Here is a 23,061-nt window from a genome sequence, read left to right as displayed (position 1 = left end):
CGGTTTTTGACCGTTAGTCCGCTGTCCAGGCCGCTTTTGGCGGCGTTCGCGACTATAGCAGCAATGATTAAGTGCTTCAATTCCATAAAAAATTGTTATCATCCGCGCCATGACGACTACAGCCCCTTCGACCCCAAGCGTACAACTGCTTGAGGTCTCGCCGGAATATGCCGGCCAACGTATTGATAACTTCCTGCTCGCTCGGCTCAAAGGCGTGCCCAAGACCTTGATTTACCGCATTTTGCGCAAAGGCGAAGTGCGAGTGAACAAAGGCCGGATCAAGCCCGAATACAAGCTGCAGGCGGGCGATATCGTGCGCGTGCCGCCGGTTCGCGTGCCTGAGCGTGACGAACCGATCCCTCTGGCCCAAGGCCTGCTTCAACGCCTCGAAGCGTCGATTGTCTACGAAGACAAGGCGCTGATCGTGATCAACAAGCCTTGTGGCATTGCGGTTCACGGCGGCAGCGGCTTGACCTACGGCGTGATCGAAGCCTTCCGTCAGTTGCGTCCCGACTGCAAGGAGCTCGAGCTGGTCCACCGTCTGGACCGTGACACCTCCGGTCTGCTAATGATCGCCAAAAAGCGCAGCATGTTGCGCCACTTGCACACGGCATTGCGCGGCGATGGCGTCGATAAGCGCTACATGGCGCTGGTCCGCGGTAACTGGGCGACCTCCATCAAGCAAGTCCGTGCGTCGCTGGGCAAGAGCAATCTGCGCTCCGGCGAGCGCATGGTCGAGGTCGACGAGGAGGAGGGCAAGGAGTCGGTGACCGTGTTCAAGGTCCTGCGCCGCTTCGGCGACTTCGCCACGATGGTCGAGGCCAGGCCGATCACCGGCCGGACTCACCAGATTCGCGTCCACACCCTGCACGCCGGGCACTGCATCGCTGGCGACACCAAGTATGGCGACGAAGACTTCAGCAAGGAAATCCGTGATCTGGGCGGCAAGCGCCTGTTCCTCCACGCCTACATGCTGACCGTGCCGTTACCCGATGGCGGTGAGTTGAAGTTGCAGGCGCCCGTGGACGAAATGTGGGCCAAGACCGTGGAGCGCCTGAGTGCACCCCTCTGATTACAAACTGCTGATTTTTGATTGGGACGGCACGCTGGCCGATTCCATTGGTCGGATAGTCGAGGCGATGCACGTTGCGTCCGAGCGTTCCGGTTTTCAGTTGTGCGATGACTTTGCCGTAAAAGGCATCATTGGGCTGGGTCTGCCGGAAGCGATTCGCACGTTGTATCCCGAGATCAGTGATGCCGAACTGATGGCGTTTCGCGAGCATTATGCGGACCACTACATCGCGTCCGAAGCCGTGCCTTCGCCGTTGTTTGAAGGCGTCGTCGAGTCGATGGAGGCGTTTCGCGCCGAGGGTTATCATTTGGCTGTGGCCACCGGCAAGGCCCGACGCGGGCTGGATCGGGTGCTGAAGGCGCACGGCTGGGAAGGCTATTTCGACATCACCCGTGCCGCCGATGAAACCGCCAGCAAGCCCCATCCGCTGATGCTCGAGCAGATCCTCGCCCATTGCGAGGTTCGTCCGGAGCACGCGTTGATGGTCGGCGACTCGTCGTTTGACCTGCAGATGGCGCGCAACGCCGGGATGGATTCGGTGGCGGTCAGCTATGGCGCTCAATCGATTGAGGCGCTGAAGCTGTTCCAGCCGACCCTGGCCATTGATCGTTTTTCAGAATTGCATGCCTGGCTGAGTCAGCGGGCTTAACCGGATGTTGCTGGGGAAGATGTCATGACCGACGAATGGAAAGCGCCCGCCAAGGCGAGCGCGGAGAGCGGTGACGAAAAAAGCTGGAAGCTGTTGGAAAAGACTCTGCTGGCCAGCGTGCAGGAACAGCGCCGGTCGCGTCGCTGGGGGATTTTCTTCAAGCTGCTGACTTTCGTGTACCTGTTTGGCGCCTTGGTGCTGTTCACGCCGCTGATGGACATGGAAAAAGCCGCCACCCGCAGCGCCCATTACACCGCGTTGATCGATGTCACCGGCATGATCGCCGACAAGGAGCCGGCCAGCGCTGACAACATCGTCGGCAGCCTGCGCGCAGCCTTTGAAGATGACAAGGTCAAGGGCGTGATCCTGCGCATCAACAGTCCGGGCGGCAGTCCGGTGCAGTCGGGTTACGTCTATGACGAAATCCGTCGTTTGCGCGGTCTGCACCCGGATACCAAGGTGTATGCGGTGATCTCCGACCTGGGGGCTTCCGGCGCTTATTACATTGCCAGTGCGGCCGACCAGATCTATGCCGACAAGGCGAGCCTGGTGGGGTCTATTGGCGTGACGGCGGCGGGTTACGGTTTTGTCGGTACGATGGAGAAGCTCGGCGTCGAGCGTCGGACCTACACCTCGGGCGAGCATAAATCGTTCCTCGATCCGTTCCAGCCGCAGAAGCCTGAAGAGACACAATTCTGGCAGGGCGTGCTCGATACTACCCACCAGCAGTTCATCAACAGCGTCAAGCAGGGCCGTGGCGACCGTCTCAAGGACAAGGAGCATCCGGAGCTGTTCTCCGGGTTGGTGTGGAACGGTGAGCAGGCATTGCCGCTGGGTCTGATCGATGGGCTGGGGAATGCCAGTTCGGTGGCGCGGGATGTGATTGGCGAGAAGGAGTTGGTGGACTTCACTGTTCAGGAATCGCCGTTTGATCGCTTCTCGAAAAAGCTCGGCGCCAGTGTGGCGGAGCAATTGGCGATGTGGATGGGCTTTCACGGTCCGTCGCTGCGCTGATGCTTCTTGCGTAAAAAAACCGGCCTTAGTGGCCGGTTTTTTTGTAAGCGCATTCCCTGTGGTGTTCAGGGGATTTCAATTCCCTCAGCCAGCAGCATGTCGATCAGGCGAATCAGCGGCAAGCCGATCAGGCTGGTGGCGTCAGGGCCTTCGGTGCTTTGAAACAGGCTCACCCCCAATCCTTCCGCCTTGAAGCTGCCAGCGCAATCGTAGGGCTGTTCGGCGCGCAGGTAGCGTTCGATGCGCGCAGCATCGAGTGTGCGCATGTGCACGGTGAAGGGCACGCAGTCGACCTGGCAGTGCCCCGTCTGGCTGTTGAGCAGGGCGAGGCCGGTCAGGAACGTCACGCTGGCACCGCTTGAGGCCAGCAGCTGCTCGCGGGCCTTTTCGAAGGTGTGGGGTTTGCCGATAATCCTGTCGCCGAGCACCGCGACCTGGTCGGAGCCGATAATCAGATGAGCGGGATGGCTGCCGGCGAGGGCCTGGGCTTTTTCTTTGGCGAGGCGTTTTACCAGCTCGATGGCGGGCTCATTCGTGCGGTGGCTTTCGTCGATATCCGGCGAGCTGCAGGTGAATGGCAGCTGCAAGCGGGCCAGCAATTCCCGGCGATACACCGAGCTCGAAGCGAGTAATAAAGGCAGCATGCGCATCTCCAGAAGACAGGTGCGAATTCTAGCGAGGCTTCCAGGTGACGGACAGGGCTGAATTTCCTTTGACATGGCTGGGGGCATCCCTATAATGCTGCGCCTATGTTGAATGACCCGATTCCACCTCACGTTGACCCGCGCAAATTGGCTGACCGTGGCACCACCCTTCAAGGTGAACTGCTGCTGGCCGATTTGGAGAGACTCTGCGACCCGCTTTCCGACACTGTCGGTACGGTGCAGGCTAAATTCGTTTTTGAACGAGATGAACGTAAATCTGTGGTCATCCACAGCTTTATCGACACCGAAGTCAAAATGGTTTGCCAGCGTTGTCTTGAGCTGGTCACCCTGCCGATCCACAGCGAATGCAGTTATGCTGTGGTGAAGGAGGGTGCGAATACCCAGTCGTTGCCGAAAGGTTATGACGTGCTGGAACTGGGCGAAGATCCTTTGGATCTGCAGTCACTGATCGAGGAGGAGCTTCTGCTCGCCTTGCCCATTGTGCCTGCTCATCATCCGGAAGAATGCCAGCAGCCGGCGGGTCTCGATGAGCCCGAACCGAGCGAGGACGAGGTAACGCGGTCCAACCCGTTCAGTGTATTGGCGCAGTTAAAGCGTGACCCAAACGTTTAGGAGTTAATCAATTATGGCTGTTCAGCAGAACAAAAAATCCCGCTCTGCCCGTGACATGCGTCGTTCGCACGACGCCCTGACGGCAAGCACTCTGTCTGTAGAAAAAACCACCGGTGAAGTTCACCTGCGTCACCACGTATCGCCAGAAGGCGTATACCGTGGCCGTAAAGTGATCGACAAGGGCGCTGACGAGTAATCCTTGTCTGCTCAAGTCATCGCGATTGACGCAATGGGCGGGGACTTCGGTCCCCGCAGCATTGTTCAGGCCAGCCTTGCTTGTCTGATTGCTACGCCCTCGCTGCACCTGACCCTTGTCGGTCAACCCTCCTTACTTGAAGAACTGCTCTCTGGCCAATCGGCTGTGGATCGCTCGCGGCTGTCGATTACGCCGGCGTCCGAAGTTATCGCCATGGACGAGAAGCCTGCCCAGGCCCTGCGCGGCAAGCCAGATTCGTCGATGCGCGTGGCGCTCGAGTTGCTGCGCGACGGCAAGGTCCAGGCCTGCGTCAGTGCCGGCAATACCGGTGCGCTGATGGCGTTGTCTCGGTTTGTGCTCAAGACCTTGCCGGGCATCGATCGTCCGGCCATGGTGGCGGCGATACCGACACAGAAAGGTTATTGCCAGCTGCTTGATCTGGGCGCCAACGTCGATTGCAGTGCCGAGCATTTGCTGCAATTCGCGGTGATGGGCTCGGTGGCGGCGGAAACCCTGGGCATCGTGCGCCCGCGCGTGGCGCTGCTGAACATCGGTACCGAAGACATCAAGGGTAATCAGCAGGTCAAGCTCGCGGCGACCTTGCTGCAGGCTGCCCGTGGCATCAATTACATCGGATTTGTCGAAGGGGACGGTTTGTACCGCGGCGAAGCAGATGTGGTGGTGTGCGACGGTTTTGTCGGCAATATCCTGCTCAAGTCCAGCGAAGGCCTGGCGACCATGATTGCCGGGCGCATCGAAGCGTTGTTCAAGAAAAGTGTCGCGTCGCGAATGGTCGGTGCGCTGGCGTTGCCGCTGATGAAGCGTCTGCAAGCCGACCTGGCGCCCGCGCGGCATAACGGCGCAAGTTTCCTTGGTTTGCAGGGGATTGTGGTGAAAAGCCATGGTTCTGCAGGGGTCCAGGGGTTTCAGAGTGCGATCTCTCGAGCGCTGATCGAGATTCAGGAAAACCTGCCTGAGCGGATTCACGGTCGTCTGGAGGATTTGTTGCTTTAGGCGTTTTCGTCGGACAATGCTTAAATGTGACCGCTCAGTTCAATTGGCCATCCAACTGTCAGTTTCTTGCGTCCCTCGCACGGGACGTCAATTCTCCGACGACAAGATCATTAGGGGCTTGTTACATGTCTGCTTCCCTCGCATTCGTCTTTCCAGGACAGGGTTCGCAGTCCCTCGGCATGCTGGCCGAGTTGGGCGCGCAACATCCGGTAGTCCTCGAAACATTCAAAGAAGCTTCCGACGCTCTCGGTTACGACCTGTGGGCACTGACCCAACAGGGGCCGGAAGAGCAACTCAATCAAACCGATAAAACCCAGCCGGCCATTCTGACCGCCTCGATCGCCTTGTGGCGCCTGTGGCTGGCGGAAGGCGGTGCGCGTCCGGCTTACGTTGCCGGCCACAGCCTCGGCGAGTACAGCGCGCTTGTCGCTGCGGGCAGCCTGAGCCTGGGCGACGCGGTGAAACTGGTGGAGCGTCGCGGTCAGTTGATGCAGGAAGCCGTTCCGGCCGGGCAGGGCGGCATGGCTGCCATTCTCGGTCTGGACGATGCTGACGTGCTGGCGGCCTGCGCCGAAGCGGCGCAAGGCGAAGTGGTCAGTGCGGTCAACTTCAACTCCCCGGGCCAAGTGGTCATCGCCGGTGCCAAGGCTGCGGTCGAGCGCGCCATTGAAGGCTGCAAGGCCCGTGGTGCCAAGCGCGCCATGCCGTTGCCGGTCAGCGTGCCGTCGCATTGCGAGCTGATGCGCCCGGCTGCCGAGCGCTTCGCTGAATCGATCGCCGCCATTGACTGGCAGGCGCCACAGATTCCCGTGGTGCAAAACGTCAGCGCCAGCGTGCCGGCGGATCTGGACACCCTCAAGCGTGATCTGCTTGAACAGCTCTACAAGCCTGTGCGCTGGGTCGAATCGGTCCAGGCGCTGGCCGCCAAGGGCGCCACCCAGTTGGTAGAATGCGGTCCGGGCAAAGTACTGGCCGGCCTGAACAAACGTTGCGCCGAAGGCGTGTCGACATCCAACCTCAATACCCCAGATGCGTTCGCTGCCGCCCGTGCAGCGCTGGTCTGAATCAGGAGAAGCTTGCATGAGTCTGCAAGGTAAAGTTGCACTGGTCACCGGTGCGAGCCGCGGTATCGGCCAGGCCATCGCCCTGGAGCTGGGTCGTCAGGGCGCCATCGTCATTGGCACCGCGACCTCCGCCTCGGGTGCCGAGCGCATCGCCGCCACCCTGAAAGAAAACGGTATTCAAGGCACAGGCCTGGAACTCAACGTCACCAGCGACGAATCCGTTGCAGCGGTGCTGGCGAGCATCCAGGAGCAGTTCGGTGCGCCGGCGATCCTGGTCAACAATGCCGGTATCACCCGCGATAACCTGATGATGCGCATGAAAGACGACGAGTGGCATGACGTCGTCGATACCAACCTGAACAGTCTGTTCCGCCTGTCCAAGGGCGTTTTGCGCGGCATGACCAAAGCCCGTTGGGGACGAATTATCAGTATTGGCTCGGTTGTGGGTGCCATGGGCAACGCAGGCCAAGTAAACTACGCTGCCGCCAAGGCCGGTCTGGAAGGTTTCAGCCGTGCACTGGCGCGTGAAGTCGGTTCGCGTTCGATTACGGTAAACTCGGTGGCCCCAGGGTTCATCGACACCGATATGACCCGCGAACTGCCCGAGGCACAGCGTGAAGCCTTGCAGACGCAGATTCCGCTGGGCCGTCTGGGACAAGCACAAGAGATCGCGTCTGTGGTCGCTTTTCTTGCATCCGACGGTGCGGCTTACGTTACTGGGGCTACAATCCCGGTGAACGGCGGGATGTACATGAGTTAAATGTGACGGATTGCTTCAAAAAAATGTCATACGAGCTGTCTAAAATCCGTTATAAAGCTGCAATCTATTTATAGGCAGAGGGCCACCGGGTTTGAGGAGTGAAGCTTTCAGTTGAAATGCTGAAAAGTCTTTCTATACACTTACCCACTGGCCAGCTGCCTGAATTTGTCCATTAGGAGTGAAAACAAGGTATGAGCACCATCGAAGAGCGCGTCAAGAAAATCGTTGCTGAGCAACTGGGCGTTAAAGAAGAAGAAGTGGTCAACACTGCTTCCTTCGTTGAAGACCTGGGTGCCGACTCCCTTGACACCGTTGAGCTGGTGATGGCTCTGGAAGAGGAATTCGAGACCGAAATCCCTGACGAAGAAGCTGAGAAGATCACTACCGTACAAGCTGCAATCGATTACGTTACAAACCACCAGGCTTAATAGCTTGTAATCGTTGCTTGCTGTCATGGAAAAACCGCACTGCCATCATGGCGTGCGGTTTTTTCTTTAGGCCTGATGCAAAGTCGTCATTTGAAAAAGGAGAGTGCTGTGTCGCGTAGACGCGTCGTAGTCACCGGTATGGGTATGTTGTCGCCACTGGGCACGGACGTGCCGAGCAGTTGGCAGGGCATTCTGGCTGGCCGCAGTGGCATTGGTCTGATCGAACACACCGACCTTTCTGCCTATTCCACCCGTTTTGGCGGCTCGGTAAAGGGCTTCAATGTCGAGGAATACCTGTCGGTCAAGGAAGCTCGCAAGCTCGACCTGTTTATTCAGTACGGTCTGGCCGCAGGTTTTCAGGCGGTGCGCAATTCCGGTCTGGAAGTCACCGACGCCAACCGTGAACGCATTGGCGTGGCCATGGGTTCGGGTATTGGCGGTCTGACCAATATCGAAGAAACCAGCCGCACGCTGCATGACACCGGCCCACGACGGATTTCTCCGTTCTTCGTGCCTGGCTCGATCATCAATATGATTTCCGGGTTCCTGTCGATCCACTTGGGTGCACAGGGCCCCAACTACGCTATCGCCACCGCGTGCACCACCGGTACGCACTGCATTGGCATGGCAGCCCGCAACATCATGTACGACGAAGCCGACGTGATGATTGCCGGCGGTTCCGAGATGGCCGCTTGCGGTCTGGGCATGGGCGGCTTCGGTGCCTCCCGCGCGCTGTCGACCCGCAACGATGAGCCGACCCGCGCCAGTCGTCCTTGGGACAAGGGCCGTGATGGCTTCGTCCTGTCCGACGGTGCCGGTGCGCTGGTTCTGGAAGAGCTGGAACACGCCAAGGCTCGCGGCGCGACCATCTACGCCGAACTGATCGGTTTTGGCACCAGTGGCGATGCTTTCCACATGACCTCGCCACCCGCCGATGGCGCCGGCGCAGCGCGCTGCATCACCAATGCCTTGCGCGACGCGAAGATCAATGGCGACCAAGTGCAGTACGTCAACGCCCACGGCACCTCGACTTCGGCCGGCGACCTCGCTGAAGCCTGCGCGATCAAGTCGGTGTTCGGCGATCACGCCTACAAGCTGGCGGTCAGCTCCACCAAGTCCATGACCGGTCACCTGTTGGGTGCGGCGGGCGCGGTTGAAGCGATCTTCAGTGTGCTGGCCATCAACAGCCAGGTCGCGCCTCCGACCATCAACCTCGATGAGCCGGATGAAGGCTGCGACCTCGACTTCGTGCCGCACACCGCACGCAACATGGACATCGATGTGGTGCTGTCCAACTCGTTCGGGTTTGGCGGTACCAACGGCTCGCTGGTGTTCCGCCGGTTCGCCGGCTGATGGACAGCTGGGTCGACGGTCAGCCGGCTGACGCTCTGTCGCTGAAGGATCGCGGCCTGGCTTACGGTGATGGTCTGTTCGAGACCATTGCCGTGCGCGGCGGGCAGCCGCTGTTGCTGGATCGGCACCTGTCGCGTCTGGCGCAAGGCTGTTCGCGCCTGGCGATCGCTGCCGATCACGCGCTGATCCGCAGCGAGCTGTTGGCCTACGCCGCCGCACTGGGTGAGGGCGTGCTCAAGCTCATCCTCACGCGTGGCGACAGCCTGCGCGGCTACGCCCCTGATCCCTCGGCCCAGGCCCGACGCATTCTGCAAGGCAATCCTCCCGCTGCTTATCCAGTAATGCATGGTGAGCAGGGCATTCGGTTGTTTCCCTGCGCCACAAGACTGTCCAGACAACCCCTGCTCGCCGGGCTCAAACACCTGAACCGACTTGAGCAAGTCATCGCCCGTTCCGAATGGCAGGATGCCGAGCATGCCGAAGGTCTGATGCTCGACCAGGCCGGGCGCGTGATAGAAGGGGTGTTCAGTAATCTGTTCCTGATTCGCGACGGGGTGTTGATTACCGCCGACCTCAAGCGCTGCGGCGTGGCTGGCGTGATGCGTGCGGAATTATTGTTTCAAGCCGAGTCGTTGGGCATCGCCACGCAAATCACCGACATCACCCTCGAACAGCTGCAATGGGCGGATGAAGTCTTTGTCTGCAACAGTGTCTATGGCGTGTGGCCGGTACGCGCCTACGCCGCACTGAGCTGGCCGGTTGGGCCGCTCACCCGTAAACTCCAAATCATTGCCCGCGCGCTACTGGATGCTTGATACGTGAGACGTAAATTCTTGCTGTTGCTGGAAACCGGATTGGTTCTGGCGGGGCTGTGTCTGGGCGCTTCGGCCTGGAAGATTCATTCGGCGCTGGAACAACCGCTGAACATTACCCAGGAACAGCTGCTGAATGTGCCCAAAGGCACGACACCCACCCGCACCTTCTATCGCCTCGAAGCCGAGGGCGTCATCAAGGACGCGTTTTGGCTGCGTGTTTACTGGCGATTCAATCTGGCCCGGCAACCGTTGCACAGTGGCGAATACCGCATGCAACCCGGCATGACGGTCGAAGGACTGATCGACTTGTGGAAGCGCGGGGAAATGGTTCAGTACAGCCTGACTCTGGTCGAAGGCTGGAATTTCCATCAGGTCCGCGCAGCCCTGGCCAAGGATGAAAAAATCGAGCAGACGCTGAACGGCTTGAGCGACAGCCAGGTGATGGAAAAACTCGGTCACGCCGGGCTCTTTCCGGAAGGGCGCTTTTTCCCTGACACCTACCGTTTCGTGCGGGGCATGACAGACGTCGAGCTGCTGAAAAAAGCCTATGATCGCCTCGATGAAGTCCTCGCCAAGGAGTGGGATCAGCGCGCCGCCGATGTGCCGTACACCGAGCCTTATCAGGCGTTGATCATGGCTTCGCTGGTGGAGAAGGAAACCGGTGTGCCGCAGGAGCGCGGGCAAATTGCCGGCGTGTTTGTGCGACGCATGGCGATCGGCATGCTGCTGCAAACCGATCCGACCGTGATCTACGGCCTCGGTGATCGCTACAGCGGCAAGCTGACGCGTGCCCATCTCAAGGAAGCGACCCCTTACAACACCTACATGATTTCCGGTTTACCGCCGACGCCGATTGCGATGGTCGGGCGCGAAGCGATTCATGCCGCGCTGAATCCGGTGGCCGGCAACAGTTTGTATTTTGTGGCTCGCGGTGATGGCAGCCATGTGTTCTCCGATGATCTGGATGCCCACAACAACGCCGTGCGCGAATTCCAGCTCAAGCGCCGTGCCGATTACCGTTCCAGCCCGGCGCCGGTGACGACGCCGGACGAGCCGCAGGCACAGGATGCGATCCCGGCAGCTTCGCCTGATGTCGCGCCTGAAGAACTGCCGCCCGTAGCGCCGCAGGAACCTGCGCCCGCGCCCGTGCCGGAACCGGATGCAACCGCGCCGCAAAGCCCGCAATGACTCTGACTAAGGACTGCCTGTGACTGGCTTGTTTATTACCCTGGAAGGCCCGGAAGGCGCCGGCAAGAGCACCAACCGCGAATACCTGGCCGGGCGCCTGCGCGATGCCGGTATCGAGGTGGTGCTGACCCGCGAGCCGGGCGGCACGCCGTTGGCCGAGCGGATCCGTGAAGTGCTGCTGGCACCGGTCGACGAAGTCATGAACCCGGACACTGAGTTGTTGCTGGTTTTCGCCGCCCGGGCCCAGCACCTGGCCGAGGTGATTCGCCCGGCACTGGCCCGTGGCGCCGTGGTGCTGTGTGACCGTTTCACCGATTCGACTTACGCCTATCAGGGCGGTGGTCGCGGCTTGTCGCTGGAACGGATCGCCGCGCTGGAAGCCTTCGTCCAGGGTGACCTGCGCCCGGACCTGACACTGATTTTCGATCTGCCGGTCGAAGTCGGGCTGGCCCGTGCCAGCGCGCGGGGCCGACTGGATCGCTTTGAACTCGAAGGTCGAACCTTTTTCGACGCCGTGCGCAGTGCCTTCCTCAAGCGCGCCGATGCTTATCCTGCGCGTTACGTGCTGGTGGATGCCGCGCAACCGCTGGCTCAGGTTCAGCAATCCCTGGACGCCTTGCTCCCGCGCTTGCTGGAGTTGACTCGTGGCTGAAGCCTATCCGTGGCAGGACAGTCTCTGGCAGCAGTTGGCCGGTCGCAAGCAACATGCTCACGCCTATCTGCTGCACGGTCCGGCCGGGATCGGCAAGCGGGCGCTGGCCGAACGTTTGATGGCCAGCTTGCTGTGCCAGCGCCCGACCGCGCAGGACGCTTGCGGCGAATGCAAATCCTGCCTGTTGCTGAAGGCGGGCAGTCATCCCGACAACTACATCCTTGAGCCGGAAGAAGCCGACAAGGCGATCAAGGTCGATCAAGTCCGTGACCTGGTCAGCTTTGTGGTCCAGACCTCGCAAATGGGCGGCCGCAAGGTAGTGCTGATCGAGCCGGTCGAGTCGATGAACATCAATGCCGCCAACGCCTTGCTCAAAAGTCTGGAAGAACCCTCGGGCGATACCGTTTTGCTGTTGGTCAGCCACCAGACCAGCCGTCTGTTGCCCACCATCAAGAGCCGTTGCGTGCAGCAAGCCTGTCCGTTGCCGAGCGAAGCCATGAGCCTGGCGTGGCTGGCGAAGGCGTTGCCTGACTGCTCGGAAGAGGAACGCATCGAACTGCTGACGTTGGCCGCCGGTTCGCCATTGGCTGCGGTCAATCTGCAGGCCCAGGGCGTACGCGAACAGCGCGCCCAGGTGGTCGACGGCGTCAAAAAATTACTCAAGCAGCAACAATCGCCGACCCAACTGGCCGAAGGCTGGAACGCGATTCCGTTGTTGCTGCTGTTTGACTGGTTCTGCGATTGGTCGAGCCTGATTCTTCGTTATCAGCTGACCCAGGATGAAGAAGGGTTGGGGTTGGCGGACATGCGCAAGGTGGTTCAGTACCTGGCGCAGAAAACCAGTCAGGAAAAAGTCCTGAATATTCAGGACTGGATCCTCGCCCAGCGCCAGAAAGTCATGAGTAAAGCCAACCTCAACCGTGTGCTGTTGCTCGAGGCGCTGCTGGTGCAATGGGCGTCTTTGCCTATCCAGAAGTGAGCGTCTGAGCCTAGACTCTAAACGTCAGCAGTGGAGGTGAGCATGAATGAAGCCGTCAACCAGGGACCGCGCAACGGCATTTTGTCCCTGACCATCAAGGACAAGTCCGTGCTTTACGCGGCCTACATGCCATTCATCAAGAACGGTGGCCTGTTTATCCCGACCAACAAGAGCTACAAGTTGGGCGATGAAGTCTTCATGCTCCTCAACCTGATGGATGAGGCCGAAAAAATCCCGGTTGCCGGCAAGGTTGCCTGGATCACCCCCAAGGGCGCTCAGGGCAATAGGGCCGCCGGGGTCGGCGTGCAGTTCAACGACGGTGACAACGCCGCGCGCAGTCGAATCGAAACCCATCTGGCCGGAGCCCTTAAATCCGACCGTCCCACTCATACGATGTAAGTTGCAGCCCTTTTATGCTTGTAGATTCCCATTGTCACCTTGATCGCCTCGACCTGGCCGCCCATGACGGCTCGCTGGATGCCGCCCTCGATGCCGCCCGCCAGCGCGGCGTGGGGCACTTTCTGTGCATCGGCGTCAGCGTCGACAACGCGGCAGACGTCAAAGCCCTGGCCGAGCGCTATGACGACGTCGACTGCTCCGTAGGCGTGCATCCACTGGATGTGCAGCCCGGTGCCGCGCCGGCGCTGGACTGGTTGCTGCAAGAGCTTAACCATCCACGGGTGGTGGCGATTGGTGAAACCGGCCTGGATTATCACTACGAACCGGAAGCGGCGGAGTTGCAGCAAGCGTCGTTTCGCCTGCACCTGCAAGCGGCGCAGCAGACCGGCAAGCCGGTCATCATCCATACCCGTGGTGCGCGTGCCGATACGTTGGACCTTCTGCGTGAGGCCGCACTGCCTCAGGCGGGCGTGCTGCATTGCTTTACCGAAGACTGGGACATGGCAAAAGCGGCGCTGGACATGGGGTACTACATTTCCCTGTCCGGTATTGTCACTTTCCGCAATGCTGATGCATTGCGCGATGTGGCTAGCAAAGTGCCGGCGGATCGTCTTTTGGTAGAAACGGACTCGCCCTATCTGGCGCCGATCCCGCATCGCGGCAAGCCGAACCTGCCACAGTACGTGCGAGACGTAGCGGAATTTCTGGCAATGTTGCGTGGTGAGCCTTTCGAGCGATTTGCCGAGCAGACGACCGAAAACTTCAAGCGGCTGTTCCCGCTGGCGCATGTGAAAGGTTAAATCGCAGGCAAAAAAAACCCGGGTTCTGGGGGGTGAATCCGGGTTAAGACCATTAGGAGTAAAACAATGGTACGCGGTCCGTTGGTACCAATATCGGCGTGACACTTGGGGGAGATGCCCCGCCGACAGTTGAAGTATTGATCAGTATTGCGCCGAGTCCAGTTTACCGGCCCACGTTTTTAAACAATTTTGGAATACGTCCGCTTCGGAAGCGTTCTCATCAACGGGCGACCCTGCGGGAAATCCTCAAGAAACACAGATATGGTCGGATGATCCGTGCATTTTTGCGTAAGTTAGGCATAATACGCGGCTTCGAATTTTGACCCCTACAGACCTTTTCTTATGCATAAAGAACCTCGTAAGGTCCGTGAGTTTCGTCGCCGCGAGCAAGAAATTCTCGATACCGCGCTCAAGCTGTTCCTCGATCAGGGTGAAGACAGTGTCACCGTCGAGATGATTGCTGATGCCGTCGGTATCGGCAAAGGCACGATCTACAAGCACTTCAAATCCAAGGCGGAGATCTACCTGCGCCTGATGCTCGATTACGAGCGCGATTTGAACGAGCTGTTGCATTCGGCCGATGTCGACAAGGACAAGGAAGCGCTGTCCCGGGCCTACTTCGAATTCCGCATGCGCGACCCGCAACGCTATCGGTTGTTTGATCGCCTGGAAGAGAAGGTGGTCAAGGGCAACCAGGTACCGGAGATGGTCGAGGAATTGCACAAGATCCGTGCCTCGAACTTTGAACGCCTGACGTTGCTCATCAAGGGGCGCATCAGCGAAGGCAAGCTCGAAGACGTGCCGCCTTACTTCCACTACTGCGCGTCCTGGGCGCTGGTGCACGGCGCGGTGGCGCTGTATCACTCGCCGTTCTGGAGCAATGTGCTGGAAGATCAGGAAGGGTTCTTCCAGTTCCTGATGGACATCGGCGTACGCATGGGCAACAAGCGCAAGCGTGATACCGACACGCCGAGCAGCTGAGTCATTCAGTTGCCTTATCGCGCCATGATTTCGCTACATGGCGTGGTACCTCAGGAATATACTCAGGCTTAGGTATTGCTAAAACTTGATTTGTGAGTCAAGTTTTAGCGGTCCGAATATTCTTCCGCCGGAGTGATCCATGATCGTTGACCGTCAAGGCAGGCGTTTCCGCAATTTGCGAATCAGCCTGACCTCAGCCTGCAATTACGCGTGTACCTACTGCGTGCCTAACGGCAAGCGGCTGGTAGCTGCGCAGGATGAATTGTCGGCCGAAGCCATGGCGCGCGGAGTGGCGTATTTGATCGAAGCCGCCGGTATCGAGCGTTTGCGCATTACCGGTGGCGAGCCGCTGGTCAGCCCCAAGCTCGAAGCTTTCATGACGGCCGTCGGCAAGATGGGCCTGGAAGACATCAGCCTGACCACCAATGGCCAGCTGCTGGCGAAGAAACTGCCCTTGCTGGTAGACGCCGGCATTCGTCGCATCAACGTTTCCCTCGATACCCTGGATGCCAGCGCGTTCCGCAGCATTGCGCGCGGTGGCGATCTGGCGACCGTGCTTGATGGCATGGACCAGGCCAGCGCGGCGGGCCTGAAAATCAAGGTCAACATGGTTCCGTTGCGCGGACAGAACCTTGATCAAGTGATGCCGCTGCTCGATTACTGCCTGGAGCGCGGCTATGAGCTTCGCTTCATCGAGCTGATGCGCATGGGCCACCTGGCCACGGACAACAACGCCTTCCTGCAGCAATTCGTCAGCCTCCAGCAATTGCTGAGCCTGATCGGCGAGCGCTACGAATACCTTCAGGCCAATGCGCCGGTCGATGCCACCGCTGTGCGTTATCAGATTCCGGGGCTGGGCCACTTCGGTGTGATCGCCAACGAAAGCGTTCCTTTCTGCCGTACGTGTTCGCGGTTGCGTCTCTCGTCCACGGGCTGGTTGCATGGCTGCCTGTCATCGAGCAACCGTCACTATGTCGGCGATCTGCTGGACAAACCGCGTCATCAGGCGTTGCCGGCCTTGCAGCGACTCTTGGTGAAAGCCTTGGGTGACAAGCAGGAAGTGGCATTCTCGGGTGGCGCCACTGTCATGAAGATTATCGGCGGCTGAACCGGCCTCTGTGGCGAGGGAGCTCGCTCCCGCTGGGTCGCGAAGCGGCCCCAAAACAATCGCCAATATCGCGTTTTCCGGATTTACGATGGCTGCGCCGCCGAGCGGGAGCAAGCTCCCTCGCCACACTTTCATGAAATCAACTTGAACGTATTCATCATCGCAAGGACTGGCGCGGAAGCTGCATCCCATGGCCATTCGCCGGTTTTCCGTCACCGGCCTCTGGAGGGTAGGATGCGTAGCCTGGTTTTGCTGCTGGCCGTTTTGGCGCTTGGTGGCTGCATGAATGTCAGCGATATGGCTGAAGGGACTCGCTACCATATGAGCGACGCAGGGCTGCTGGACCACAGCGACAGCCGCCGCGTGAACAACCTGCGCATCCAGCCGGACTCGTTCGTCTACATCGCCCAGGGTGCCTTCGTGCCGCCGGGCAGTGCGGTCTACCCGCGTCCTAACGTGATCGCCGAAGTCGCCTTCGATGGTTTTATCGATTATTTCCCGATGGTCCGTCGCGCGCGTGCGCCGGAAGGCCTCGACGAAGCCATGGGTGAAGCACGTGCGGCCGGTGCTCATTACCTGCTCTATACCCGTTTCGCCAAGTCCGACGACCGTATCGGCAACTCGGACGAGTGGCTCGATCAGGAGGCCGTAGATCGCCTTGGGGTCGATACCGGCGTGATTCAGATCATGTTGATCGAGACCAGCACCCAGTATTTGATTGATACTGCACGTATCAAGAGTCGTGGCGGTTTACTGACGTTCCACGACACCAAGCCAGAAGACCTGATGGGCCCGCCGCTGGAGCAATACGCGCGCAGCCTGCTGGGTCTCAGCGACCAGTAATTCGAAGGAGAACGCCATGAGTGGCCCGGAAAAAGCCCACGACCTGTTGGGGCAAATCCCCAAAACCAAAGGCTTGCCGCCGGTCCACCTGTGGAACCCCGACTTCTGCGGCGACATCGACATGCGCATCGCTCGCGATGGCACCTGGTATTACCTGGGCACGCCGATCGGGCGCAAGCCGATGGTCAAGCTGTTCTCCACCATCATTCGCCGCGACGGCGATGATTATTTCCTGATTACCCCGGTCGAGAAAGTCGGCATCAAGGTCGACGATGCTCCGTTTGTGGCGATTGCCGTGGACGTGGAAGGTGAGGGCGACGCTCAGGTCTTGCGCTTCACGACCAATGTCGAGGAAACCGCCGAGGCCGGTGCTGAACATCCCATTCGCGTGGTGATCGACCCGATGACGCAAGAGCCCGCACCTTACGTGCATGTGCGCACCAACCTGGAAGCCCTCATCCATCGCAACGTGTTCTACCAGTTGGTGGAGCTGGCCGTGACCCGCGAAATCGATGGGCAGCGCTGGCTCGGTGTGTGGAGCGGCGGTGAGTTCTTCCCCATCGGTCTTGAGCCGTAAACAGATCAAACTGTAGGAGTGAGCCTGCTCGCGATGAGGGTGGATCATTCAACATGGATGGCGACTGACACACCGCCATCGCGAGCAGGCTCGCTCCTGCATTGAATCTCTGCCATTCCTGGCAAAATCAAATTGACACCCAATCGTATGATGATTAGCGTGGGCATCCATCGCGAACGGCTTTGTGCCGTCCCTGCATCGAGGTGCCCATGTCCAGCAGTTTTCATGCGTCCACCGTCGATTGGCTGGGTTGCTGGATCGCCACGGGCCAGGTGAAGCCCGGCGAAACCCTCAAGGTCGAAGCCGATCTGGGCGAGCAACTCGGTGTCAGCCGTACCGTCATCCGTGAAGCCATCAAGACCCTGGTCGCCAAAGGCATGCTCGAAGTCGGGCCGAAGGTCGGCACGCGGGTGTTGCCAGTGCGTCGCTGGAACCTCTTCGATCCGCAAGTCGTCGGCTGGCTGTCACGCAGCGGCTTGCCGGAAAATTTTGTGGATGACCTGCTCGACCTGCGCCGCACCATCGAACCGATGGCCGTGCGCTGGGCGTGCGAGCGCGCGACGGTTGAACAGGTTCAAGCCATTCTCCAGGCGTATAACGCCCTGGAAAGGGCGGTGGACAGCGGCATCGACTACAACCGCGCCGACCAGTTCTTCCACGAGTGCATCCTGGCCGCCAGCCATAACCAGTTCATCGAACAAATGGTCCCGGCGTTGGGCGCGCTGCTGGCGGTGTCTTTCGAAGTGTCTGCCGCTGACCCTGACGAACTGCGTCGCACATTGCCAATTCACAAGGACATGGCCGACGCCATCGCCGCCCGGGATGCCGCGCGGGGTGTGTGGGCCTGCATGACCCTGATCGATAACGCAGACCTTGCGATCAAGCGTTTCTACCCGCAAGTCATGGCCGGAAAGGGCAGGAGCGAACGTGCTCGCGAAGGTGAGTCAGCGACATAGGCGTCGGCTGAGACTCCATCGCGAGCAAGCTCGCTCCTACATAAATTACAAGAACAATGCAGGAGGTTTCATGACGTGGAATGCGGTTACCGGACACCGAGCACTGCTGGGCGAAGGTCCGTTCTGGGACGTGCCGACACAGGCGCTGTACTGGGTCGATATCGCCGGCAAACAAGCGTTGCGACTGATCGGCGCGAATGTGCAGATCTGGGAAATGCCGGAACACGCCTCCGCGTTCATTCCCTGCGAAAGCGGCGATGCCCTGGTCACGCTCAGCAGTGGCGTCTACCGGCTGGACCTCGACTCTCCGGGGCTTGAGCCGCGACTGACGCTGTTCTGCGTCGCCGACCCGCAACCCGGCAATCGTGGCAATGAAGCCCGGTGCGATGCGCAAGGCCAGCTCTGGTTGGGCACGATGCAGAACAATATCGGCGAACAGGGCGAAGACTTGCCCATCGAGCGACGTTCTGGCGGCCTGTTCCGCATTGATCGCGATGCCCGCGTCACGCCGTTGCTTCGAGGCCTGGGGATTCCCAATACCTTGCTGTGGACCGACGACGCCACCACCGTGTATTTCGGCGACAGCCTCGACAGCACGCTGCATCAGTATTTCATTCGCGCCGACGGCAACCTCGACCCGGCGCAGGTCTGGTTTGGTCCCCATCGTCGCGGTGGGCCCGATGGCTCGGCGATGGATGCCGAGGGCTATATCTGGAACGCCCGCTGGGATGGCAGTTGCCTGCTGCGACTCACACCGGACGGGCAGGTTGACCGGGTCATCGAACTGCCAGTCAGCCGTCCGACCAGTTGCGTGTTTGGCGGCGCAGACCTCAAAACCCTGTACATCACCAGTGCGGCGAGCCCGCTCAAGCATCCGCTGGATGGTGCGGTGTTATCGATTCAAGTCGATGTCGCCGGAAAACGCTGTACACGGTTCGCTGGATAAATTCCCATAATATGGGATGCAAAATTATATATTGAGATTAATTGTCGGTCGGGTTTATAGTCGGCTCCATCAGTTACACGCACTCACACTTAAAAAAACAAAACAGGTGAAGTGATGCAGCGATTTTCCACACAACTTTTCGGCCGGACATCGACAGATGCCCGGTTTTTGTCGTGCCTGCGAAAAGCCCGCTCGGTCATGTACCACGCCTGAGCACCTCAGGTTTCAGGCGCAGAAATCCGTCTGAAATTCAATCATCATACGATATGACTATTGGCTCTACCGCTACACCGGCTTTCAAAAATAACGCTCAAAAAAAATAACAAGGAGTCTGCTTATGAATCGTCGTCGTGGTATCCGTTCCCTGTGCTGTGCCGCCTTGGCGGTGACCGCGGTCAGCCTGAGCAGCACGCTGCTGGCAGCCGAGGAAGTGAAGATCGGTTTTCTGGTCAAGCAAGCGGAAGAGCCCTGGTTCCAGACTGAATGGGCCTTCGCGGAAAAGGCCGGTAAAGACAAAGGCTTCACCCTGATCAAGATCGCCGTGCCTGACGGCGAGAAAACCCTGTCCGCCATCGACAGCCTGGCGGCCAACGGCGCCAAGGGCTTCGTGATTTGCCCGCCAGACGTGTCTCTCGGCCCGGCGATCATGGCCAAGGCCAAGGCGAACGGCATGAAAGTCATCGCTGTCGATGACCGGTTCGTCGATGCCAGCGGCAAGTTCATGGAAGACGTGCCTTACCTCGGCATGGCGGCGTTCGAAGTCGGTCAGAAACAAGGCAGTGCCATGGCCGCCGAAGCGAAAAAACGCGGCTGGGACTGGAAGGACACCTACGCGGTGATCAACACCTTCAACGAACTCGACACCGGCAAGAAACGCACGGACGGTTCGATCAAGGCGTTGGAAGATGCCGGCATGCCCAAAGACCACATTCTGACCTCGGCCCTGAAAACCCTCGACGTGCCAGGCAGCATGGACGCCACCAACTCCGCGCTGGTGAAACTGCCCGCTGCGGCGAAAAACCTGATCATCGGCGGCATGAACGACAACACCGTGTTGGGCGGCGTACGCGCCACCGAGAGCGCCGGTTTTGCAGCGGCCAACGTCATCGGAATCGGCATCAACGGCACCGACGCCATCGGCGAACTGAAAAAGCCCAACAGTGGTTTCTTCGGCTCGATGCTGCCTAGCCCGCACATCGAAGGCTACAACACCGCCAACATGATGTTCGAGTGGGTCACCGCCGACAAAGCACCGCAGAAATACACGGCGATGGACGACGTGACGCTGATCACCCGCGACAACTTCAAGCAGGAACTGGAAAAGATCGGCCTCTGGAATTGAGCGCCGGTTGATTTCATCGGCGGCCCTGGTGACGGGGCTGCCTGATCTGTGTGATGAGGTGGGTTTATGCACGCGCAAGTACAGACACAACAACACAGCGTCGGCGGCAGTTTGCGCTTCAACGGGATCGGCAAAACCTTTCCCGGCGTGAAAGCGCTGGATGGCATCAGCTTCATTGCTCACCCGGGACAGGTGCACGCCTTGATGGGCGAGAACGGCGCCGGCAAATCGACGCTGCTGAAAATCCTCGGTGGTGCTTACACGCCCAGCAGCGGCGACCTGCAGATCGGCGAGCGGACGATGGCCTTCAAGTCCACTGCCGACAGCATCGGCAGCGGTGTTGCCGTGATCCATCAGGAGCTGCACCTGGTCCCGGAAATGACCGTGGCCGAAAACCTGTTCCTCGGGCATCTGCCCGCCCGTTTCGGCCTGATCAATCGCGGTACCTTGCGCCAGCAAGCGTTGGCCTGCCTCAAAGGCCTGGCCGATGAAATCGATCCGCAAGAGAAAGTAGGGCGCCTGTCCCTGGGGCAGCGGCAACTGGTGGAAATCGCCAAGGCGTTGTCCCGCGGCGCCCATGTGATTGCCTTCGACGAACCGACCAGCAGCCTGTCGGCGCGGGAAATTGACCGCTTGATGGCGATCATCGGGCGCCTGCGCGATGAAGGCAAAGTGGTGCTGTACGTCTCCCATCGGATGGAAGAAGTGTTCCGCATCTGCAACGCGGTGACGGTGTTCAAGGACGGCCGTTTTGTGCGCACCTTCGAGGACATGAGTGAACTCACTCACGACCAGTTGGTGACCTGCATGGTCGGTCGCGACATTCAGGATATTTACGATTACCGCCCGCGCAAGCGTGGCGCGGTGGCACTCAAGGTCGACGGCCTGGTCGGTCCGGGATTGCGCGAGCCGGTGAGTTTCGAGGCGCACAAAGGCGAGATTCTCGGCCTGTTCGGCTTGGTCGGCGCCGGTCGCACGGAGCTGTTCCGGATGCTCAGCGGTCTGGAGCGCAACACGGCCGGGCGCCTGGAATTGCGCGGTCATGAACTCAAACTGCGTTCACCCCGGGATGCGATTGCAGCCGGGATTCTGCTGTGCCCCGAGGACCGCAAGAAGGAGGGCATCATGCCGCTCTCCAGCGTCGCCGAGAACATCAACATCAGCGCGCGCGGCGCTCATTCCACCTTCGGCTGCCTGCTGCGTGGGCTGTGGGAGAAGGGCAACGCTGACAAGCAGATCAAGGCACTGAAAGTGAAGACGCCCAACGCGGCGCAGAAAATCATGTACCTGTCCGGCGGCAACCAGCAGAAGGCCATCCTGGGTCGCTGGCTGTCGATGCCGATGAAAGTCCTGCTGCTCGACGAGCCGACTCGCGGCATCGACATCGGCGCCAAAGCCGAGATCTACCAGATCATCCACAACCTGGCCGAGAGCGGCATCGCGGTGATCGTGGTCTCCAGCGATCTGATGGAAGTGATGGGGATATCCGACCGCATCCTGGTGCTTTGCGAAGGCGCGATGCGCGGCGAACTGTCCCGCGACGAGGCCAATGAATCCAACCTGCTGCAACTGGCTTTGCCGCGCCAACGCGCTGACGGCGTGGCGAACTGAGAGGTGACTATGACAATCCAGAACAACGCTCTACCGACCGTGCGCAAACCACTGGACCTGCGGCGCTTTCTCGACGACTGGGTGATGCTGCTGGCGGCCGTCGGGATTTTCGTGCTGTGCACGCTGTTGATCGACAACTTTTTATCGCCGCTGAACATGCGCGGCCTGGGCCTGGCGATTTCCACCACCGGGATTGCGGCGTGCACCATGTTGTATTGCCTGACGTCCGGGCACTTCGACTTGTCGGTGGGGTCGGTGATTGCTTGTGCCGGCGTGGTCGCGGCGGTGGTGATGCGTGATACAGACAGCGTTTTCCTTGGCGTGGTGGCGGCGCTGTTCATGGGGCTGATCGTCGGGCTGATCAACGGGATCGTGATTGCCAAGCTGCGGGTCAATGCATTGATCACCACGCTGGCGACCATGCAGATCGTGCGTGGCCTGGCGTACATTTTTGCCAATGGCAAAGCGGTGGGCGTGTCGCAGGAATCGTTCTTCGTGTTCGGCAACGGGCAGCTGTTCGGTGTGCCCGTGCCGATTCTGATCACCATCGTCTGCTTCCTGTTTTTCGGCTGGCTGCTGAACTACACCACGTACGGGCGCAACACCATGGCCATCGGCGGCAATCAGGAAGCGGCGTTGCTGGCGGGGGTCAACGTTGACCGGACCAAGATCATTATCTTCGCCGTGCACGGCGTGATCGGTGCGCTGGCCGGGGTGATCCTGGCCTCGCGCATGACCTCGGGTCAGCCGATGATCGGCCAGGGTTTCGAGCTAACGGTGATCTCGGCGTGCGTGTTGGGCGGGGTGTCGTTGAGCGGCGGGATCGGCATGATCCGGCATGTGATTGCCGGGGTGTTGATTCTGGCGATTATCGAGAATGCGATGAACCTGAAGAACATCGACACGTTTTATCAGTACGTGATTCGCGGGTCGATCCTGTTGCTGGCTGTGGTCATCGACCGCCTGAAACAACGTTGATCTTCCGCTTTTGTGGCGAGGGAGCTTGCTCCCGCTCGGCTGCGCAGCAGTCGTAAATC

26 protein-coding genes are annotated in these 23,061 nt (G+C 59.7%); 25 read left to right on the top strand and 1 reads right to left on the bottom strand.

What is annotated here, in order from left to right:
* Window positions 1-109 precede the first annotated feature (109 nt).
* Genes rluC through sppA form a run of 3 tightly spaced genes read left to right on the top strand, consistent with a single transcriptional unit; the run spans window position 110 to window position 2,735 of the window.
* Entirely contained in the window at window positions 110-1,072 is a 963-nt protein-coding gene (gene rluC / locus EJA72_RS12600) for a 23S rRNA pseudouridine(955/2504/2580) synthase RluC (RefSeq protein WP_157711765.1), read from the top strand.
* A complete protein-coding gene (locus tag EJA72_RS12595) occupies window positions 1,059-1,721 on the top strand; it encodes an HAD-IA family hydrolase (protein ID WP_178129336.1) in 663 nt (220 codons plus the stop codon). Before rluC ends, EJA72_RS12595 begins: the two co-directional genes overlap by 14 nt.
* 24 nt (window positions 1,722-1,745) lie before the next feature.
* On the top strand, window positions 1,746-2,735 hold the full coding sequence (gene sppA, locus EJA72_RS12590; RefSeq protein WP_157711764.1) for a signal peptide peptidase SppA: 990 nt from the start codon (window positions 1,746-1,748) through the stop codon (window positions 2,733-2,735).
* A gap of 65 nt (window positions 2,736-2,800) precedes the next feature.
* On the opposite strand, the gene EJA72_RS12585 is transcribed toward sppA, so the two are convergent.
* A complete protein-coding gene (locus tag EJA72_RS12585) occupies window positions 2,801-3,379 on the bottom strand; it encodes a nucleoside triphosphate pyrophosphatase (RefSeq protein WP_157711763.1) in 579 nt (192 codons plus the stop codon).
* A gap of 105 nt (window positions 3,380-3,484) precedes the next feature.
* Between EJA72_RS12585 and EJA72_RS12580 the strand changes: the two genes are divergently transcribed.
* The 22 genes from EJA72_RS12580 (at window position 3,485) to araH (ending at window position 23,002) form a co-directional block, all read left to right on the top strand.
* Window positions 3,485-4,012 carry a YceD family protein gene (locus tag EJA72_RS12580; protein WP_004371317.1) on the top strand — a complete coding sequence of 176 codons (528 nt, stop codon included), beginning with the start codon at window positions 3,485-3,487 and terminating at the stop codon, window positions 4,010-4,012.
* A gap of 13 nt (window positions 4,013-4,025) precedes the next feature.
* On the top strand, window positions 4,026-4,208 hold the full coding sequence (gene rpmF / locus EJA72_RS12575) for a 50S ribosomal protein L32 (RefSeq protein ID WP_004371305.1): 183 nt from the start codon (window positions 4,026-4,028) through the stop codon (window positions 4,206-4,208).
* Window positions 4,209-4,211: 3 nt separating this feature from the next.
* Window positions 4,212-5,222 carry a phosphate acyltransferase PlsX gene (gene plsX, locus EJA72_RS12570; RefSeq protein WP_157711762.1) on the top strand — a complete coding sequence of 337 codons (1,011 nt, stop codon included), beginning with the start codon at window positions 4,212-4,214 and terminating at the stop codon, window positions 5,220-5,222.
* A gap of 125 nt (window positions 5,223-5,347) precedes the next feature.
* The gene (fabD, locus tag EJA72_RS12565; RefSeq protein WP_157711761.1) at window positions 5,348-6,286 is read left to right on the top strand and encodes an ACP S-malonyltransferase; all 939 of its coding nucleotides are present in this window, start codon (window positions 5,348-5,350) and stop codon (window positions 6,284-6,286) included.
* A gap of 16 nt (window positions 6,287-6,302) precedes the next feature.
* Window positions 6,303-7,046, top strand: coding sequence for a 3-oxoacyl-ACP reductase FabG (gene fabG, locus EJA72_RS12560; protein ID WP_008014356.1), 744 nt, complete (start codon window positions 6,303-6,305; stop codon window positions 7,044-7,046).
* Window positions 7,047-7,237: 191 nt separating this feature from the next.
* On the top strand, window positions 7,238-7,474 hold the full coding sequence (gene acpP / locus EJA72_RS12555; RefSeq protein ID WP_003442511.1) for an acyl carrier protein: 237 nt from the start codon (window positions 7,238-7,240) through the stop codon (window positions 7,472-7,474).
* Between the two features lie 108 nt (window positions 7,475-7,582).
* Complete coding sequence (gene fabF / locus EJA72_RS12550) at window positions 7,583-8,827, top strand: beta-ketoacyl-ACP synthase II (RefSeq protein WP_178129335.1); 1,245 nt, start codon at window positions 7,583-7,585, stop codon at window positions 8,825-8,827.
* The gene (gene pabC, locus EJA72_RS12545; protein WP_157711759.1) at window positions 8,827-9,642 is read left to right on the top strand and encodes an aminodeoxychorismate lyase; all 816 of its coding nucleotides are present in this window, start codon (window positions 8,827-8,829) and stop codon (window positions 9,640-9,642) included. The genes fabF and pabC overlap by 1 nt, the downstream gene beginning before the upstream one ends.
* Before the next feature lie 3 nt (window positions 9,643-9,645).
* A complete protein-coding gene (gene mltG, locus EJA72_RS12540; RefSeq protein ID WP_178129334.1) occupies window positions 9,646-10,830 on the top strand; it encodes an endolytic transglycosylase MltG in 1,185 nt (394 codons plus the stop codon).
* A gap of 19 nt (window positions 10,831-10,849) precedes the next feature.
* Window positions 10,850-11,482 carry a dTMP kinase gene (tmk, locus tag EJA72_RS12535; protein ID WP_178129333.1) on the top strand — a complete coding sequence of 211 codons (633 nt, stop codon included), beginning with the start codon at window positions 10,850-10,852 and terminating at the stop codon, window positions 11,480-11,482.
* Window positions 11,475-12,461, top strand: a complete 987-nt coding sequence (locus EJA72_RS12530; protein ID WP_178129332.1) for a DNA polymerase III subunit delta' — start codon at window positions 11,475-11,477, stop codon at window positions 12,459-12,461. Before tmk ends, EJA72_RS12530 begins: the two co-directional genes overlap by 8 nt.
* Before the next feature lie 42 nt (window positions 12,462-12,503).
* Window positions 12,504-12,860: a PilZ domain-containing protein gene (locus EJA72_RS12525; protein ID WP_157711758.1), complete on the top strand. Its 357-nt coding sequence runs from the start codon at window positions 12,504-12,506 to the stop codon at window positions 12,858-12,860.
* Window positions 12,861-12,874: 14 nt separating this feature from the next.
* Window positions 12,875-13,660 carry a TatD family hydrolase gene (locus tag EJA72_RS12520; RefSeq protein ID WP_157711757.1) on the top strand — a complete coding sequence of 262 codons (786 nt, stop codon included), beginning with the start codon at window positions 12,875-12,877 and terminating at the stop codon, window positions 13,658-13,660.
* 342 nt (window positions 13,661-14,002) lie between these two features.
* Window positions 14,003-14,641, top strand: coding sequence for a TetR/AcrR family transcriptional regulator (locus EJA72_RS12515; protein ID WP_008152317.1), 639 nt, complete (start codon window positions 14,003-14,005; stop codon window positions 14,639-14,641).
* Between the two features lie 139 nt (window positions 14,642-14,780).
* Window positions 14,781-15,749 carry a GTP 3',8-cyclase MoaA gene (locus EJA72_RS12510; protein WP_157711756.1) on the top strand — a complete coding sequence of 323 codons (969 nt, stop codon included), beginning with the start codon at window positions 14,781-14,783 and terminating at the stop codon, window positions 15,747-15,749.
* A gap of 234 nt (window positions 15,750-15,983) precedes the next feature.
* On the top strand, window positions 15,984-16,592 hold the full coding sequence (locus EJA72_RS12505) for a DUF4823 domain-containing protein (protein ID WP_157711755.1): 609 nt from the start codon (window positions 15,984-15,986) through the stop codon (window positions 16,590-16,592).
* Window positions 16,593-16,608: 16 nt separating this feature from the next.
* Window positions 16,609-17,169 (top strand): DUF1285 domain-containing protein, encoded by a 561-nt coding sequence (locus tag EJA72_RS12500; protein ID WP_157711754.1) that lies wholly within the window; start codon window positions 16,609-16,611, stop codon window positions 17,167-17,169.
* Between the two features lie 209 nt (window positions 17,170-17,378).
* A complete protein-coding gene (locus tag EJA72_RS12495) occupies window positions 17,379-18,125 on the top strand; it encodes a FadR/GntR family transcriptional regulator (RefSeq protein WP_157711753.1) in 747 nt (248 codons plus the stop codon).
* A 70-nt stretch (window positions 18,126-18,195) separates the two neighbouring features.
* Window positions 18,196-19,071, top strand: a complete 876-nt coding sequence (locus EJA72_RS12490; RefSeq protein ID WP_157711752.1) for an SMP-30/gluconolactonase/LRE family protein — start codon at window positions 18,196-18,198, stop codon at window positions 19,069-19,071.
* A gap of 337 nt (window positions 19,072-19,408) precedes the next feature.
* Window positions 19,409-20,413, top strand: coding sequence for a substrate-binding domain-containing protein (locus EJA72_RS12485; RefSeq protein ID WP_157711751.1), 1,005 nt, complete (start codon window positions 19,409-19,411; stop codon window positions 20,411-20,413).
* 66 nt (window positions 20,414-20,479) lie between these two features.
* Entirely contained in the window at window positions 20,480-22,024 is a 1,545-nt protein-coding gene (araG, locus tag EJA72_RS12480) for an L-arabinose ABC transporter ATP-binding protein AraG (protein WP_157711750.1), read from the top strand.
* 9 nt (window positions 22,025-22,033) lie between these two features.
* Window positions 22,034-23,002, top strand: coding sequence for an L-arabinose ABC transporter permease AraH (gene araH, locus EJA72_RS12475; protein ID WP_157711749.1), 969 nt, complete (start codon window positions 22,034-22,036; stop codon window positions 23,000-23,002).
* Window positions 23,003-23,061 lie beyond the last annotated feature (59 nt).

It is taken from the genome of Pseudomonas sp. PB120 (genome assembly GCF_009761815.1).
Taxonomy (GTDB): Bacteria; Pseudomonadota; Gammaproteobacteria; order Pseudomonadales; family Pseudomonadaceae; genus Aquipseudomonas.
The sequence above is the reverse complement of the archived record's forward strand: the minus strand, read 5'-3'. Positions and strand labels throughout refer to the sequence as shown.